General features: G+C 61.6%; 18 protein-coding genes. 17 read left to right on the forward strand and 1 reads right to left on the reverse strand.

All coding sequences use genetic code 11. The annotated features are described in order from the left end of the window. Positions 1–124: 124 nt before the first annotated feature. The 6 genes from secY (at position 125) to rplQ (ending at position 4742) form a co-directional block, all read left to right on the forward strand. Positions 125–1471, forward strand: coding sequence for a preprotein translocase subunit SecY (gene secY / locus EU803_RS00280; protein ID WP_129680101.1), 1347 nt, complete (start codon positions 125–127; stop codon positions 1469–1471). Then, on the forward strand, positions 1468–2046 hold the full coding sequence (locus EU803_RS00285) for an adenylate kinase (RefSeq protein WP_129678857.1): 579 nt from the start codon (positions 1468–1470) through the stop codon (positions 2044–2046). The genes secY and EU803_RS00285 overlap by 4 nt, the downstream gene beginning before the upstream one ends. Before the next feature lie 201 nt (positions 2047–2247). Then, positions 2248–2616 carry a 30S ribosomal protein S13 gene (rpsM, locus tag EU803_RS00290; protein WP_129678858.1) on the forward strand — a complete coding sequence of 123 codons (369 nt, stop codon included), beginning with the start codon at positions 2248–2250 and terminating at the stop codon, positions 2614–2616. A 15-nt stretch (positions 2617–2631) separates the two neighbouring features. Continuing rightward, positions 2632–3024 (forward strand): 30S ribosomal protein S11, encoded by a 393-nt coding sequence (gene rpsK / locus EU803_RS00295; protein WP_129678859.1) that lies wholly within the window; start codon positions 2632–2634, stop codon positions 3022–3024. Between the two features lie 113 nt (positions 3025–3137). Next, on the forward strand, positions 3138–4154 hold the full coding sequence (locus tag EU803_RS00300; RefSeq protein WP_165352733.1) for a DNA-directed RNA polymerase subunit alpha: 1017 nt from the start codon (positions 3138–3140) through the stop codon (positions 4152–4154). Positions 4155–4322: 168 nt separating this feature from the next. Beyond that, a complete protein-coding gene (rplQ, locus tag EU803_RS00305; RefSeq protein ID WP_129678861.1) occupies positions 4323–4742 on the forward strand; it encodes a 50S ribosomal protein L17 in 420 nt (139 codons plus the stop codon). Between the two features lie 76 nt (positions 4743–4818). Here the strand turns inward: rplQ and EU803_RS00310 are convergent, their stop codons facing one another. After that, positions 4819–5001 (reverse strand): hypothetical protein, encoded by a 183-nt coding sequence (locus EU803_RS00310; RefSeq protein ID WP_129678862.1) that lies wholly within the window; start codon positions 4999–5001, stop codon positions 4819–4821. A gap of 63 nt (positions 5002–5064) precedes the next feature. Here EU803_RS00310 and EU803_RS00315 point away from each other — a divergent pair, with 63 nt between their 5' ends. The 11 genes from EU803_RS00315 to EU803_RS00365 all read left to right on the forward strand — a co-directional run bounded on the left by EU803_RS00315 (position 5065) and on the right by EU803_RS00365 (position 15288). Beyond that, complete coding sequence (locus tag EU803_RS00315; protein ID WP_129678863.1) at positions 5065–5676, forward strand: autoinducer binding domain-containing protein; 612 nt, start codon at positions 5065–5067, stop codon at positions 5674–5676. Between the two features lie 60 nt (positions 5677–5736). Then, on the forward strand, positions 5737–6327 hold the full coding sequence (locus EU803_RS00320) for an acyl-homoserine-lactone synthase (RefSeq protein ID WP_129680103.1): 591 nt from the start codon (positions 5737–5739) through the stop codon (positions 6325–6327). 38 nt (positions 6328–6365) lie between these two features. Continuing rightward, a complete protein-coding gene (locus tag EU803_RS00325; protein ID WP_129678864.1) occupies positions 6366–7688 on the forward strand; it encodes a replication-associated recombination protein A in 1323 nt (440 codons plus the stop codon). Between the two features lie 31 nt (positions 7689–7719). Beyond that, positions 7720–8097: a fluoride efflux transporter CrcB gene (gene crcB, locus EU803_RS00330; RefSeq protein WP_129678865.1), complete on the forward strand. Its 378-nt coding sequence runs from the start codon at positions 7720–7722 to the stop codon at positions 8095–8097. Beyond that, positions 8094–9149 (forward strand): RluA family pseudouridine synthase, encoded by a 1056-nt coding sequence (locus EU803_RS00335; protein ID WP_129678866.1) that lies wholly within the window; start codon positions 8094–8096, stop codon positions 9147–9149. The genes crcB and EU803_RS00335 overlap by 4 nt, the downstream gene beginning before the upstream one ends. After that, positions 9142–9813, forward strand: a complete 672-nt coding sequence (locus tag EU803_RS00340; RefSeq protein WP_129678867.1) for an HAD-IA family hydrolase — start codon at positions 9142–9144, stop codon at positions 9811–9813. Before EU803_RS00335 ends, EU803_RS00340 begins: the two co-directional genes overlap by 8 nt. 2 nt (positions 9814–9815) lie before the next feature. Continuing rightward, positions 9816–10532, forward strand: a complete 717-nt coding sequence (locus EU803_RS00345; RefSeq protein WP_129678868.1) for an ATP12 family protein — start codon at positions 9816–9818, stop codon at positions 10530–10532. A 213-nt stretch (positions 10533–10745) separates the two neighbouring features. After that, on the forward strand, positions 10746–11765 hold the full coding sequence (locus EU803_RS00350; protein WP_129678869.1) for an amino acid ABC transporter substrate-binding protein: 1020 nt from the start codon (positions 10746–10748) through the stop codon (positions 11763–11765). Positions 11766–11897: 132 nt separating this feature from the next. Further along, the gene (locus EU803_RS00355; RefSeq protein ID WP_129678870.1) at positions 11898–13175 is read left to right on the forward strand and encodes an ABC transporter permease subunit; all 1278 of its coding nucleotides are present in this window, start codon (positions 11898–11900) and stop codon (positions 13173–13175) included. A 1-nt stretch (position 13176) separates the two neighbouring features. Next, complete coding sequence (locus EU803_RS00360; protein ID WP_129678871.1) at positions 13177–14484, forward strand: amino acid ABC transporter permease; 1308 nt, start codon at positions 13177–13179, stop codon at positions 14482–14484. A 12-nt stretch (positions 14485–14496) separates the two neighbouring features. Beyond that, positions 14497–15288 carry an amino acid ABC transporter ATP-binding protein gene (locus EU803_RS00365; RefSeq protein ID WP_129678872.1) on the forward strand — a complete coding sequence of 264 codons (792 nt, stop codon included), beginning with the start codon at positions 14497–14499 and terminating at the stop codon, positions 15286–15288. Positions 15289–15313: the final 25 nt, after the last annotated feature.

The following is a 15313-nucleotide window of genomic DNA, read 5'->3' on the forward strand; positions in this document are numbered from 1 at the left end:
GGGTTGTCGGCGCCGCACGCGGCGCTTACATCGCTTACAGAGTTTTCCCAACGCCGCCGCCCGGGGACCCGGTTGGCGGCGTTTCAGCGAAAAGAGATCCTAAATGGCTTCAGCAGCAGAACAAATGGCGTCAAACCTGAGCTGGTCTGCCTTCGGCAAGGCAACCGAGCTTCGGCAACGCATCCTGTTCACCATCGGCCTTCTCATGGTCTACCGTCTTGGCACCTATATCCCGGTTCCCGGGATTGACACGGGCGCCCTGCGTGACTTCATGGAACAGGCGGCAAGCGGTATCGGGGGCATCCTGTCGATGTTCACCGGCGGCGCGCTCAGCCGGATGGGGATCTTCGCACTGGGGATCATGCCCTATATCTCCGCCTCGATCATCGTGCAGCTTCTTGGGTCCATGTACGAACCCTGGAAGCAGCTGAAGAAAGAAGGCGAGCAGGGCCGCAAGAAGCTCAACCAATACACCCGCTACGGCACCGTGGTGCTGGCCACCTTCCAGGCCTTCGCTCTTGCCCGCAGCCTTGAGGCCGGCAGCCTCGCGTCCGATCCGGGCCTGTTCTTCCAGGCCTCCTGCGTCCTGACCCTTGTCGGGGGCACCATGTTCCTGATGTGGCTGGGCGAACAGATCACCTCGCGCGGGATCGGTAACGGGATTTCGCTGATCATCTTCGTGGGCATCGTGGCCGAACTGCCCGCCGCCGCCGCGCAATTCCTGTCGACCGCCGCCGCCAACCGGGAAACCGGCGCGCTTCTGATCATCGGCGTGATCATTGGTCTTGCCCTGCTGCTGGCCTTCGTCGTCTTCATGGAACGCTCGCTGCGCAAGATCCACATCCAGTATCCCCGCCGTCAGGTGGGCATGAAGGTTTATGATGGCGGGTCCAGCCACCTGCCGATCAAGGTCAACCCGGCGGGCGTGATCCCGGCGATCTTCGCCTCGGCCCTGCTGCTGCTGCCGACCACCCTGTCGACCTTCTCGGGCGGCTCCGCCGGGCCGGTCATGTCGTGGATCCTTGCCTACTTCGGGCCGGGCCAGCCGCTCTATCTGCTGTTCTTCACCTCGATGATCGTCTTCTTCACCTACTTCTACACCAAGGAAGTGGCGTTCAAGGTCGATGACGTGGCCGACAACCTGAAGAACCAGAACGGCTTTGTCCCCGGTATCCGCCCGGGCAAGCGGACCGCCGAATACCTCGACTACGTGGTGACCCGCGTGCTGGTCCTCGGCTCCGCCTACCTTGCGCTAGTTTGTCTCATGCCCGAGATTATCCGCTCGCAACTCTCGATTCCTTTCTACTTTGGCGGTACGTCAGTGCTGATCATCGTGTCCGTGGGGATGGACACGATCCAACAGATCCAGTCCCACCTGCTGGCGCACCAGTACGAAGGGCTGATCGAGAAATCGCAACTGCGCGGAAAGCGTGGAACCAAGAAACGGACGAAGGGACCGTCGCGTCGATGAACATCATTCTTCTCGGACCGCCGGGGGCGGGCAAAGGTACTCAGGCTGCACGGCTTGTGGATGAACGCAACATGGTGCAGCTGTCGACCGGTGACATGCTGCGCGCCGCCCGCACGTCCGGGACCGAGATGGGCAAGATCGTTGCCGGGGTCATGGACCGCGGTGAACTTGTCACCGATGAGATCGTGATCGGCCTGATCCGCGAACAGCTTGAACAGGGCGGCGATCACGGCGGGTTCATCTTCGACGGCTTCCCGCGCACACTGGCGCAGGCCGATGCGCTGGGTGCGCTTCTGAACGAACTGGGCCAAAGCCTTGATCACGTGATCGAGCTGCAGGTCAATGACGACGTGCTTGTCGAACGGATTCTTGGCCGCGCGGCCGAGGCCGTGGCCGCCGGCGGCACAGCCCGCGCGGACGACAACGAAGACAGCCTGCGGGTCCGCCTGATGGCCTATTACAAGCAGACCAGCCCGCTGATCGGCTATTACCACGCCAAGGGTCAGCTGCAGTCGGTCGATGGTCTGGCCAGCATGGACGACGTCGCCGCCAGCATCGCCAAGGTGCTTGGTTAAGAACGGGCGGGCAGGGGCTTGACCCTCTGCCCAATCCCCTCTAATCAGCCCCATCCCGCAAGGGAATCAAACTGTTGGTTCCGGGTCGCTCCCGCATCTGACAATCACCTCGAATGACAGCGGCCCGTGGGGAAACCCGTCGGGCCTCCGTTGTGAAAAAAGGTTCCGGGAATACGGAACCGCAACGAAAGGAAGCTAAACGTGGCACGTATTGCCGGCGTGAACATCCCGACTGCAAAGCGGGTTCCCATCGCCCTCACCTACATCACCGGTATCGGTAACACCTCGGCCGTCGCAATCTGCGAAGCCGTTGGCATCGACCTGACCCGCCGGGTCAACGAACTGTCCGACGCCGAAGTGCTCGCCATCCGCGAACATATCGACGCCAACTACACTGTCGAAGGCGACCTGCGCCGCGAAGTGCAGATGAACGTCAAGCGCCTGATGGACCTCGGCTGCTACCGTGGCCTGCGTCATCGCCGCAACCTCCCCGTCCGCGGCCAGCGGACCCACACCAACGCTCGCACCCGCAAAGGCCCCGCAAAGGCCATTGCCGGTAAGAAGAAATAAGGGAGGGCTGCAATCATGGCACGTGATACCCGCCGCGGGGGCAAGAAAAAGGTCTCCAAGAACATCGCCGCCGGTGTGGCGCATGTGAACTCCACCTTCAACAACACCAAGATCCTGATCTCGGACGTGCAGGGCAACGCAATTGCCTGGTCGTCGGCCGGGACCATGGGCTTCAAGGGCTCGCGGAAATCGACCCCTTACGCCGCTCAGCTTGCTGCTGAAGACGCTGGCAAGAAAGCCCAGGAACACGGTGTTAAGACGCTGGAAGTCGAAGTGCAGGGCCCCGGTTCGGGCCGTGAATCGGCACTGCGCGCTCTGGCTGCTGTTGGCTTCAACATCACCTCGATCCGCGACGTGACGCCGATCGCGCACAACGGCTGCCGTCCGCCGAAGCGCCGCCGCGTCTAAGCGAATTTTTATGGCTGGGGCCCGCCCGTTTGGTGCGGCCCCAGTCCGTCATTTTGAAACCTCGGGCGTCTGGGCCAATCGGACATGGGGCACAGACAGGAATGGAGGGACGCATGATCCACAAGAATTGGGCAGAACTGATCAAGCCGAACCAGCTTGAAGTAAAGCCGGGCAATGACCCGATGCGGTCCGCGACCGTTGTCGCCGAACCGCTGGAGCGCGGCTTTGGTCTGACGCTGGGCAACGCGCTGCGCCGCATCCTGATGTCGTCGCTGCAGGGCGCCGCCATCACCGCCGTCCAGATCGACAACGTCCTGCACGAGTTCTCCTCGGTGCCGGGGGTGCGTGAAGACGTGACCGACATCGTGCTGAACCTCAAGGGTGTCGCGATCCGTATGGAAGTCGAAGGGCCGAAGCGCCTGACGGTTCAGGCCAAGGGCCCGGGCATCGTCACCGCTGCTGACATTTCGGAAAGCGCCGGGATCGAGATCCTGAACAAGGATCACGTGATCTGCCACCTCGACGAAGCCGCCGACCTCTACATGGAACTGACCGTCAACACCGGTAAGGGCTATGTCGCGGCCGACAAGAACAAGCCGGAAGACGCGCCGATCGGCATGATGGCCATCGACGCCATCTACTCGCCGGTCAAGAAAGTCAGCTACGACGTGCAGCCGACCCGCGAAGGTCAGGTTCTGGACTATGACAAGCTGACCATGAAGGTCGAAACCGACGGCTCGATCAGCCCCGAAGATGCCGTGGCCTATGCCGCTCGCATCCTTCAGGACCAGCTCGGGATCTTCGTCAACTTCGACGAGCCGGAAAGCGCCTCTGCGTCCTCCGACGACGACGGTCTGGAATTCAACCCGCTCCTCCTCAAGAAGGTGGACGAGCTGGAACTCTCCGTCCGTTCGGCGAACTGCCTGAAGAACGACAACATCGTCTACATCGGCGACCTGATCCAGAAAACCGAAGCCGAGATGCTCCGCACCCCGAACTTCGGCCGCAAGTCGCTGAACGAGATCAAGGAAGTTCTGTCGGGCATGGGCCTGCACCTTGGCATGGATGTCGAGGATTGGCCGCCGGACAACATCGAAGACCTGGCCAAGAAATTCGAAGACCAGTTCTAAGGATTTTCGGCCCCCGATTTCGGTTGGGGGCCGATGTACAAATCGGGCGTTTCACCGTCCCGAATTTGTACAAACCGGGCAAAACGCCCCAAGGAGAGCGGCTGACACGCATCGGCTGCCAGACAAAGCAAAAACGCCCGTAGAGGGCACCAGATTGGAGACTAGACAATGCGCCACGCACGCGGATACCGCCGCCTGAACCGGACCCACGAACACCGTAAGGCCCTCTGGGCCAACATGGCCGGTTCGCTCATCGAACACGAACAGATCAAGACCACCTTGCCGAAAGCCAAGGAACTCAAGCGGATCATGGACAAGATGATCACCCTTGGGAAGCGTGGCGATCTGCATGCCCGCCGTCAGGCCGCGGCGCAGCTCAAGCAGGACCAGCACGTTGCCAAGCTGTTCGAAGTGCTCGGGCCCCGCTATGCCGAACGCAACGGCGGTTACACCCGCGTCCTGAAGGCCGGCTTCCGCTACGGCGACATGGCCCCGATGGCCATCATCGAACTGGTCGACCGTGACCCGGCCGCCAAGGGTGCCGCCGACAAGGCCCGCCTTGCCGAAGAAGAAGTCGCGGACGAATAATAGCCGCGTTTCACGGCACGAAATTCTGAAGGGCTCTGTCGAATGACAGGGCCCTTTTTGCTTTACCCTACGTCAATCAATTCCGCGGGCTGCTACTTTCCGCCGCGGTGTTCGTTTCTTGGGCCGACGATTCCACAAGGAAATCGTTCAATTCATTCCCCAGCCCAAGAAATGAAATGATTTCAGCGCGTTGCGCCAATTCCAATTTTTCAAATGCATGTTCCAGATCGCGATCTTGCGCACCCATACCGCTACTCATTGTTTATTTCGACAAAGCACAATTTAAGGTTGACCGAGATTCGATCAACTTGTCTAAAAAGGCATGTCCTTGAGATCTGGAATCGAAGCGCACACCACCAAACTCGCTCTCATTGCTCCGGGCGGGTTCTTCTATGCCTTGCACATCCGCTTCGCGCTGCCGCTGCTTCACCACCAGACCTATCCCAAGGGTTGGACCGACAGATATACAGAGGAGGCCTATGCGCTTCGCGACCCGATCATCGCCTGGGGGTTTAGCCAGATCGGGGCCGCACGCTGGAGCGAGATCGAGATCCCGGACCCGTTCAACATTCTTGGACAGGCACGCGAATTTGGCATGATCTATGGTGTGGCAGTGTCCTATGGGCCCATGCAATCCCGCACCATTGCCTCTGCCGCACGTGCTGACCGAGAGTTCAACGATGATGAAATCGCGGACTTCGCGGGCGAGATCGCCAAGCTCCACGACATAACGGAACCCCCAAAGTCCTTGACGGACGCCCAAGTAGAGGCCCTGCGGTGTGTCGCCGAAGGGGATCGTCACGCAGCTGCCGCAGCACGATTGGGGATATCCGAAAGCGCATTCAAGGCCAGGCTTTCATCGGCGCGCAGCGCCCTCCTGGCCAGAACCACCGCCGAAGCGATCCAGCGGGCAAGGGACAACCGGCTGCTCTGACCATCCTTCGCGATGTGACGGCAGGGTCGTGTGACCCTAACCCACTCGCTGGAGACGATGATGTACAGCACCACGCTATCTTTCGCCAACATGCACAACCATGGCGAGCTATTTGTTAACATTCTGCGCGCCCGGCGGGAATCCTTCATAGTTCGCAACCAATGGGATCTGCCCGAAACCATGGGCATGGAATACGATCAGTACGATACCCCGCAAAGCCGATGGCTTGCCGTCCACGACGATACCGGCCGGGTTTTGGCCGGGGTCCGGCTGACCCCGACAACCGCACGCTGCGGCATCTATTCCTACATGATCCGGGACGCGCAGAACGGATTGCTGGACTCGATCCCCGAGGATCTATTGTTCGAGACCGCCCCAGTGGACGAAGGCACATGGGAAGTGACCCGGGGGTTTGTGGCCCATGACATCCCCGCGTCCATCCGGCACCGTGTCCGGATGCGGTTGGTGCTGCAAATGCTGCGCACCTCGCGCGAGGAGGGCATCCGCCGCATGCTGGCGCTCTTGCCATCGAACTGGCACCGTTGGGCGGCCCGGTGCAGCCTTGAAATGAGCGCGGCGGGGCGGAACATGAACATGGGCGGGATCGACTATCAGGCGGTCTGGATCGACTTCTCCACCCAGCTTCACTGAGCCTTTCCAAGCCCATGGTGGCGGCATAGTCTGCGGCCATGGCAGACCTGTTCGATACCGCGGCAAGCGCCGACACACCAAAGGGGCCGCGGCCCCTGGCCGACCGGTTGCGGCCGCGCACCCTGTCCGAGGTGATCGGTCAGGAACAGGTGTTGGGTCCTGATGCGCCGCTTGGGGTCATGCTGGCCTCTGGCTCGCTGTCGTCGCTGATTTTCTGGGGGCCGCCCGGGGTGGGCAAGACGACGATCGCCCGGTTGCTTGCCCGCGAAACCGATCTGCATTTCGAACAGATCAGCGCGATTTTCACGGGCGTGCCAGAGTTGCGAAAGGTGTTCGAGGCGGCGAAGCTGCGCCATCGAAACGGCAAGGGAACTCTCTTGTTCGTGGACGAAATTCACCGCTTCAACAAGGCGCAGCAGGACGGGTTCCTTCCGCATATGGAGGACGGTACGATCCTTCTGGTCGGGGCCACGACCGAAAACCCCAGCTTTGAACTGAACGCCGCCCTGCTGTCGCGGTCGCAGGTTCTGGTCCTGACCCGCCTGACCCTTGCCGATCTGGAGCGGTTGGCGCAGCGAGCCGAGAAAGAGCTGGGCCGCGCCCTGCCACTGGATGGCCCCGCGCGCGAGGCGCTGCTGGAAATGGCCGATGGGGACGGGCGCGCGCTGCTGAACCTGATCGAACAGGTCGCGGCGTGGAAGGTCGACGGGAAACTGGGGCCGGACGCGCTGACCACCCGGCTGATGAAGCGCGCGGCGAAATACGACAAATCGGGCGACGAGCATTACAACCTGATTTCGGCGCTGCATAAGTCCGTGCGCGGGTCCGACCCGGACGCGGCGCTTTACTGGTTTTCCCGGATGCTGGAAGGGGGCGAAGACCCAAGGTTCTTGGCCCGCCGCCTGACCCGCATGGCGGTCGAAGATATCGGCCTGGCCGACCCGCAGGCCCAAACAATCTGCCTGCATGCCTGGGAAACCTACGAACGGCTGGGCAGCCCGGAAGGGGAGTTGGCCCTGGCGCAGGCGGTTACCTACCTCGCGCTCGCGCCGAAATCCAATGCGGGCTATGTCGCCTACAAGGCGGCCCGCGCGGCCGCAAAGAAGACCGGTTCGGAGCCGCCGCCGAAACACATCCTGAACGCCCCGACCAAACTGATGGAAGATCAGGGCTACGGGGCCGGTTATGCCTATGACCACGACGCGGAAGATGGATTTTCGGGGCAGAACTATTTCCCGGACGGGATGAAGCGCGGGGTCTATTACCAGCCCGTCGATCGAGGCTTTGAACGCGATCTGAAGAAGCGGGTCGATTTCTTCGCGGGGCTGCGGGCAAAGCGGCAGGCCAAGGGCCGGAATTGACTCTTTCCCCCCAAAGGGCCAAGGGGTGCGCATGATGACAACACTCCTTTCCATTGCCGCTGGCGGGGCCATTGGCGCCACGGCCCGCTACCTGACCAACACGGCCGTGATGCGCCTTGTCGGGCCGGGATTTCCATGGGGCACGGTCGTGGCCAATGTGGCCGGATCGTTCCTGATGGGCGTCTTGGTCGTGGTGCTGGCCCATAAGGGCGGAATGCGGTTCGCGCCCTTCCTGATGACCGGGGTTCTTGGTGGGTTCACCACGTTTTCGGCGTTTTCGCTGGACACGATGACCCTGATCGAACGGGGGGCAACGGCGCAGGCGGGGGCCTATGTGCTTGGGTCGGTTGTTCTGTCTGTCACGGCATTGGCCGTCGGCATGGTCTTGGCACGGGGGATAGTGGCATGAGTGGCGTTCAGAACCGGAAGATCGGCCCCGATGACGCCGAACAGCGGCTGGATCGCTGGCTGAAGAAACAGTTCCCGCACCTGACCCAGGGCCGCATTGAAAAGATGTGCCGCAAGGGCGAGTTGCGGGTCGATGGTGGCCGGGTCAAACCGGCAACCCGGCTGGACGAAGGGCAGACCGTGCGCATCCCGCCGCTGGGCGATGCCGCCGACCAGCCCGCGCCCAAGATGGAGCGCAAGATCAAACCGACCGACGCGCAAATGATCCAATCCTGCGTGTTGTGGAAAGACGAACACATCATCGCGCTGAACAAACCCTCTGGCCTGCCGTCGCAGGGGGGATCGGGGCAGGGGGATCGCCACGTCGATGCCCTCAGCGAGGCGCTGAAATTCGGCTACAAGGAGCGGCCCAAGCTGATCCACCGGCTTGACAAGGACACCTCGGGCCTTCTGCTGCTGGCCCGGACCGACCGGATTGCCCGCCGCCTGTCCGAGGCGCTGCGCCACCGCAATGTGCGCAAGATCTACTGGGCCGCCGTGGCGGGCACGCCGCACCCCCGCGCGGGCACGATTAAATACGGTCTGGTCAAGGCGCCGGGTCGCGGACGCGGCGGTGAGGGCGAAAAGATGCTGTGCATCCACCCCAAAGAGGTGGAGGCGACTGAAGGCGCAAAGCGGGCGGTCACCGACTATGCCGTGCTGACCTCGCTTGGGACCCGGATGGCCTGGCTTGCCATGGTTCCCGTGACGGGCCGGACGCACCAGCTGCGCGCCCATATTGCCGAAATCGGCCACCCGATCATCGGCGATGGGAAATACGGCGGCTCGGCGCAGGAAAATCAGGGCGATGGCTGGGGCGCTGGCGTGGGCGGCGGCGTGTCGGATGCGCGGCTTCACCTGCACGCGCGGACGCTGATCTTTGAACATCCCATCACCAAGAAGATGATCACGCTCGAGGCGCCGCTGCCGCCCCATATGCAGGCCACATGGGACTATGTAGGCTGGGATGTGACCCACGCGCCGCTTGATCCGTTCAACATGCCCGATGAGTAAACTGCGGCTGGTTTTGTTCGATGTCGACGGCACGCTGGTCGACAGTCAGGCGGATATCCTTTCGTCCATGGCCGCCGCATTCGGGGCCGAAGGGCTGGCCGTACCATCGCGCGAGGACGTGCTATCCATCGTCGGCCTGTCCCTTCCCGTTGCGATGGAACGGCTGTTGCCCGGTGTCGACGAGGTCCAGCGCGACAGGATGGTCGAGACCTATAAGGATGCCTATGTCAGCCTTCGACAGGCGGCGCCTGTCGAACAGACCAGCCCGCTTTACCCTGGCATCCGCGACGTGCTGGATGGGCTTCGGGCCGATCCCTGGACGGTGCTGGGGGTGGCAACCGGAAAGTCCCTGCGCGGTCTGACCAAGTTGATCGAGGGTCATGGGCTGGAGCAGTATTTCACAACCCAGCAGGTGGCCGACCATCACCCCTCCAAGCCGCACCCGTCGATGGTTCTGGCGGCCCTATCCGAAACCGGAATGGCGGCGCGCGATACCGTCCTGATCGGGGACACCAGCTACGACATGGACATGGGGCGCGCGGCGGGCGTCAAAACAATCGGGGTCGGCTGGGGGTATCACCCGGCGGACAGGTTGCAGGCGGATGCCGTCGCGCGGACGGCGGCAGAGCTTCCCGGCCTGATCGCACAAGTTTTGGAGCAGTAGAGATGAGCAACTGGAAGCCCAAACGGTTCTGGAAGGACGCCACGGTCGCAGAGGCTGACGGCGGCTGGCAGGTTCTGCTTGACGGGCGTCAGGTGCGCACGCCTGCCAAAGCGGTTCTGATCGTCCCGACGAAGGCCTATGCCGAGGCAGTGGCCGCCGAATGGGACGGGCAACAGGATCTGGTTGACCCGACCACCATGCCGGTGACCCGGTCGGCCAATGCCGCCATCGACAAATTGTCGATCCAGCGGGAAGAGGTGATCGACATGCTGGCCGCCTATGGCGAGACGGACCTGCTGTGCTACCGCGCCACCGGTCCGCAGGAACTTGTCACCCGCCAAGCAGAACAATGGGATCCGGTCTTGGCTTGGGCGAATGCCAGATTCGGCACCGCCCTGCGTCCGGTCGCGGGGGTCATGTTTGCCGAACAACCGGCCGAAAACCTGTCCCGGATTCGGGACGAACTTGCCTCATTCGATTCGTTTTCCCTCGCCGCGGCCCATGATCTGATCGCCTTGTCGGGCTCTCTGGTGCTGGCGTTCGCGGTAACATCCGGCCATCTGGACGCAGCTGCGGCCTGGCAATTGTCACGGTTGGACGAGACCTGGCAGGCGGAACAATGGGGCGTCGATGACGAGGCAGCCGAGGCCGCCGCGATCAAAGAACAGGCGTTTCTGACCGCTGCGGATATTTTCACGCTGTGCGCCAGACGGGCATGACGGGACGATTGGCTGCAAATTCGGGCAAGGTCGGGCCGATTTCCTGTTGAACGTGGTGTTAAATCCCGCCAGCGCCCTTGACCATCCGGTATGAATCCGAACACTCTGTGACCTGTTGAGAGGGGAGAAACTTCTCAAGTATCGCCACCGTTCACCTGAACGGAAGATAACTGCCGCCCCATCCAAGGGGCGGAAACTCAGGAAGAGGTAAAAATGAAAAAATCCGTAATCCTCGGCGCCCTGACCGTTGCTGGTCTTGCCGCCGGTGCTGCCTCGGCGGCCACGCTTGACGATGTGCGCGCCCGCGGCAAGCTGAACTGCGGCGTCACCACCGGCCTGACCGGCTTTGCGGCCCCCGATGCGAATGGCGTCTGGGAAGGCTTCGATGTCGGCATGTGCCGCGCCGTTGCCGCAGCCGTCCTTGGCGACGCAACCGCCGTTGAATTCGTTCCGACCACTGGTCAGACCCGCTTTACCGCTCTTGCTTCGGGCGAAGTCGACATGCTGGCCCGGAACACCACCTGGACCTTCTCGCGCGACGTCGACCTGAAGTTCGAATTCACCGGCGTGAACTACTACGACGGTCAGGGCTTCATCGTGCCCCGTTCGCTCGGCGTGTCTTCGGCCAAGGATCTGGACGGCGCGACCGTCTGCATTCAGACCGGCACCACCACCGAACTGAACCTCGCGGACTTCTTCCGCGCCAACAACATCAGCTACGAGCCGGTGCCGATCGAAACCAACGCCGAAGGTCAGCAGCTGTATCTGGCTGGCTCCTGCGACACCTACACCACCGATGCGTCCGGCCTTGCCGCGACCCGCGCCACCTTCGAGAACCCGGGCGATCACGTGATCCTGCCGGAAATCATCTCGAAAGAGCCGCTGGGCCCGCTGGTTCGCCACGGCGACAACGAGTGGGGCGACATCGTGCGTTGGACCCTCAACGCTCTGGTCACCGCAGAAGAGCTTGGCGTGACTTCGGCCAACGTTGCTGAACTGGCCGCTGGCCCGACCGGCAACCCCGAAGTGAACCGTCTGCTCGGCACCGAAGGTGAACTGGGCGCCATGCTCGGCCTCGAAGCTGACTGGGCCGTCAAGGCCATCGCAGCTGGCGGCAACTACGGCGAACTGTTCGAAACCAACATCGGTGAGAACACCCCGATCGGTCTGGCCCGTGGCCTGAACGCCCAGTGGACCGAAGGTGGCCTGATCTACTCGCCGCCGTTCCGGTAAGATACAGAACGGAAAAGGGCGCGGGATATCCCGCGCCCTTTTTCCAACAAGACGATGCACGCAGTCCCGTGAAACTGGGTCACGCCGGATCAACCGGTGGGCCGCACCAAGGGACGCCGGGGAGAGACATCAATGACGACCCTATCCGACCCGCCGAAACCGGGGTTTCGGCCTAGTCAGCTTATCTACGACACCCGCTATCGGTCGATGACGATCCAGACCGTTGCCTTCATCCTGTTGATGGCGGCGATCTTCTGGCTCGTGTCGAACACGATCGAAAACCTCAATGCGCTGGGCAAGGACTTCAACTTCGGGTTTCTTGGGCAGCCGGCGGGCTATGACATCAACCAGCGGCTGATCGAATACGACAGCCAGGCCAGCCACGGGCGCGCGGCGCTTGTCGGCATCCTTAACACGCTTCTGGTCGCGGTTCTGGGCTGTGTCGCCGCCACGATTGTCGGTGTGATCGCCGGGGTCCTGCGTCTGTCGAAGAACTGGATCGTGTCGCGGCTGATGTCGGTCTATGTCGAAGGCTTCCGCAACGTTCCCCTGCTTCTGTGGATCGTGCTGATCTTTGCGGTCTTCAACGAATCCACGCCGCAGCCCCGCGATTTCCGGGGCGAAGACCCGGCGGCCTCGATGATCTTCGGGGACACCGTCGCCATCACCAACCGCGGCACCTATGTGCCCGAGCCGCTGTTCTCCAACGGCCTTGGCGATGTCGACGTGAAGCCGGGTTGGATTTTCTCTGACCTGTATTTCGCGATCAGCATTGATCTGGCGGCAATCGTCCTGACGATCATCGCCAGTATCCTGCTGATCCGTCTGATCAATCAACGTGCGCACCGGATTCAGGACGCCACGGGGGTCAGGCCGACGACGTGGTGGGTGAACCTGCTGGTGTTCTTCGTGCCGGTCGGGCTGCTGCTTTGGTATCTCGGGTTCCACCTTGGCTATCCTGAACTTCAGGGCTTCAACTTCTCGGGCGGTACGCACATCCGTAACTCGCTCATGGCGTTGTGGCTGGCGCTGACGCTTTATACCGGCGCCTTCATCGCTGAAATCGTCCGGGGCGGTATCCTTGCCATCAACAAGGGCCAGACCGAGGCCGCGTTTGCATTGGGTCTGCGTCCCAGCAAGACGATGAACCTTGTCATCCTGCCGCAGGCAATGCGGGTCATCATCCCGCCGCTGATCTCGCAGTATCTGAACCTGACCAAGAACTCCTCGCTCGCCATCGCCGTGGGTTACATGGATGTCCGCGCCACCCTGGGCGGCATCACCATCAACCAGACGGGTCGAGAGCTGGAAGGGATGCTTCTCTTGGGCCTGTTCTACCTGATCCTCAGCCTGCTGATCTCGGGTGGGATGAACATCTACAACAATAGCGTCAAGCTGAAGGAGCGTTGATATGAGTACTACCGACCTCAGCTACGTCCGCACCGAGATGCTGCCCCAGCAAGAACCGCCGCTGGCGGAAAAGGGGGTGTTCAAGTGGATGCGGGAAAACCTGTTCAGCTCGTGGATCAACGGGCTGCTCACCATCGCGTCGCTTGTCGTGATCTATGTGGTCATCTCGACCCTCGCGCCCTGGCTGCTCAATTCGGTCTGGGATGCAAACAGCCTGACAGAATGCCGGGACATCCTTGCCGAACAGGGGTTGGATAGCCACGGCGGCGCCTGCTTTGCGGTTCTTGGGGATCGCTGGCACCAGCTTGTGTTTGGCTATTACCCCAGCGAATTGTACTGGCGTCCGGCGCTGGCACTGGTGATCTTCCTGGCCGGGCTTGCGCCCGTTCTGTTCACCGGCTTGCCCCGCAAGATGCTTATCCTGACCGCGCTTGTCCCCTTCGTCGCCTTCTGGCTGCTTTGGGGCGGGTCGATCTGGCTGCCGGTTTCGGTGGCGCTGGGCTTTGTGGTGGGCTTTCTTGCCCTCAAGTTCCTGACGCCGATCGTCGGCACGCTTGCCGGAACGATCCTGATCTTCGTGCTGCCGATCCTGTATTGGCTGTTTGTTGCGGGGCCGCTGGCCAGTGGGCTGGCGAGCGCGGTGCCGATCGAGATCCAGTTCGTTGAATCCCGGGCTTTTGGGGGCTTCATGCTTTCGGCTGTTATCGGGCTTTCGGCCATCGTTCTGTCGCTGCCACTGGGTATCCTTCTGGCGCTTGCGCGTCAGTCGAACCTGCCGATCATCAAGTATTCCTCCGTCACCTTTATCGAAGTGATCCGGGGCATTCCGTTGATCGTCTGGCTGTTCACCGCCCAGCTTCTGCTGAACTACTTCCTGCCGCCGGGGACGAATTTCGACCTGACCCTGCGGGTGATCATCATGGTGACCTTCTTCTCCTCGGCCTATATCGCCGAGGTGATCCGGGGCGGTCTCGCCGCCTTGCCGAAGGGCCAGTATGAAGGGGCCGACAGTCTTGGCCTGAACTACTGGCAATCCATGCAGTTGATCGTCCTGCCGCAGGCGCTGAAGATCTCGATCCCGGGGATCGTGAACACCTTCATCGGCCTGTTCAAGGACACCACCCTTGTCGTCTTCATCGGCCTGTTCGACCCGCTTGGGATCGCATCGGCTGTCCGTGCAACCACGGACTGGAACGGCGTCTATTGGGAACTGTTCATCTTCATCGGCCTGATGTTCTTCATCGCCTGCTTCAGCATGGGCCGCTACTCACTTTTCCTGGAGAAGAAGCTCCAGCGCGAACACCGCTAAGGGAGACCATAAATGTCTGAACTTGCTATCGAACGAGAAATCAACCGCAGCCAAATGCAGGTCTCTGACGAGGTCGCGATCCAAATCACCAACATGAACAAGTGGTATGGAACCTTCCACGTCCTGCGGGATATCGACCTGACGGTTCATCGCGGTGAACGGATCGTGATCTGTGGCCCGTCCGGGTCCGGAAAATCCACCCTGATTCGCTGCATCAACCGGCTTGAGGAACATCAGGCAGGGCAGATCGTGGTGGACGGGACGGAACTGTCGTCGGACCTCAAGAACATCGACAAGATCCGGTCCGAGGTTGGTATGTGCTTTCAGCACTTCAACCTGTTCCCGCATCTGACGATCCTTGAGAACTGCACGCTTGCGCCGATCTGGGTCCGCAAGGTGCCCAAGAAGGAAGCCGAAGAAACGGCGATGCACTTCCTTGAAAAGGTGAAGATCCCCGAACAGGCCAACAAATATCCCGGCCAGCTTTCGGGCGGTCAGCAGCAGCGTGTGGCCATCGCCCGCTCGCTGTGCATGAAGCCGCGGATCATGCTGTTCGACGAACCGACCTCGGCGCTTGACCCCGAGATGATCAAGGAGGTTCTCGACACCATGATCGAACTGGCCGAGGAAGGCATGACCATGCTGTGCGTCACGCACGAGATGGGCTTTGCCCGGCAGGTGGCGAACCGCGTGATCTTCATGGATCAGGGCCAGATCGTCGAACAGAACGAGCCGGAACCCTTCTTCAACAACCCGCAGTCGGACCGGACCAAGCTGTTCCTCAGCCAGATCCTGGGCCACTAAGCGATTGGAATGAACGACAGGGGCG

The sequence above is a fragment of the Loktanella sp. IMCC34160 genome (assembly GCF_004145845.1).
Classification (GTDB): Bacteria; Pseudomonadota; Alphaproteobacteria; order Rhodobacterales; family Rhodobacteraceae; genus SELP01.

What these genes read in the sequence shown, in the direction of transcription:
- EU803_RS00365 (WP_129678872.1), top strand. Translation starts at nt 14,497, where the DNA reads ATGTCTGAACTTGCTATCGAACGAGAAATCAACCGCAGCCAAATGCAG.
- EU803_RS00360 (WP_129678871.1), top strand. Translation starts at nt 13,177, where the DNA reads ATGAGTACTACCGACCTCAGCTACGTCCGCACCGAGATGCTGCCCCAG.
- EU803_RS00345 (WP_129678868.1), top strand. Translation starts at nt 9,816, where the DNA reads ATGAGCAACTGGAAGCCCAAACGGTTCTGGAAGGACGCCACGGTCGCA.
- EU803_RS00320 (WP_129680103.1), top strand. Translation starts at nt 5,737, where the DNA reads ATGTACAGCACCACGCTATCTTTCGCCAACATGCACAACCATGGCGAG.
- rpsK (WP_129678859.1), top strand. Translation starts at nt 2,632, where the DNA reads ATGGCACGTGATACCCGCCGCGGGGGCAAGAAAAAGGTCTCCAAGAAC.
- secY (WP_129680101.1), top strand. Translation starts at nt 125, where the DNA reads ATGGCGTCAAACCTGAGCTGGTCTGCCTTCGGCAAGGCAACCGAGCTT.
- EU803_RS00335 (WP_129678866.1), top strand. Translation starts at nt 8,094, where the DNA reads ATGAGTGGCGTTCAGAACCGGAAGATCGGCCCCGATGACGCCGAACAG.
- EU803_RS00310 (WP_129678862.1), bottom strand. Translation starts at nt 5,001, where the DNA reads ATGAGTAGCGGTATGGGTGCGCAAGATCGCGATCTGGAACATGCATTT.
- EU803_RS00285 (WP_129678857.1), top strand. Translation starts at nt 1,468, where the DNA reads ATGAACATCATTCTTCTCGGACCGCCGGGGGCGGGCAAAGGTACTCAG.
- rplQ (WP_129678861.1), top strand. Translation starts at nt 4,323, where the DNA reads ATGCGCCACGCACGCGGATACCGCCGCCTGAACCGGACCCACGAACAC.
- crcB (WP_129678865.1), top strand. Translation starts at nt 7,720, where the DNA reads ATGATGACAACACTCCTTTCCATTGCCGCTGGCGGGGCCATTGGCGCC.
- EU803_RS00355 (WP_129678870.1), top strand. Translation starts at nt 11,898, where the DNA reads ATGACGACCCTATCCGACCCGCCGAAACCGGGGTTTCGGCCTAGTCAG.
- EU803_RS00300 (WP_165352733.1), top strand. Translation starts at nt 3,138, where the DNA reads ATGATCCACAAGAATTGGGCAGAACTGATCAAGCCGAACCAGCTTGAA.
- EU803_RS00325 (WP_129678864.1), top strand. Translation starts at nt 6,366, where the DNA reads ATGGCAGACCTGTTCGATACCGCGGCAAGCGCCGACACACCAAAGGGG.
- EU803_RS00315 (WP_129678863.1), top strand. Translation starts at nt 5,065, where the DNA reads ATGTCCTTGAGATCTGGAATCGAAGCGCACACCACCAAACTCGCTCTC.
- EU803_RS00340 (WP_129678867.1), top strand. Translation starts at nt 9,142, where the DNA reads ATGAGTAAACTGCGGCTGGTTTTGTTCGATGTCGACGGCACGCTGGTC.
- EU803_RS00350 (WP_129678869.1), top strand. Translation starts at nt 10,746, where the DNA reads ATGAAAAAATCCGTAATCCTCGGCGCCCTGACCGTTGCTGGTCTTGCC.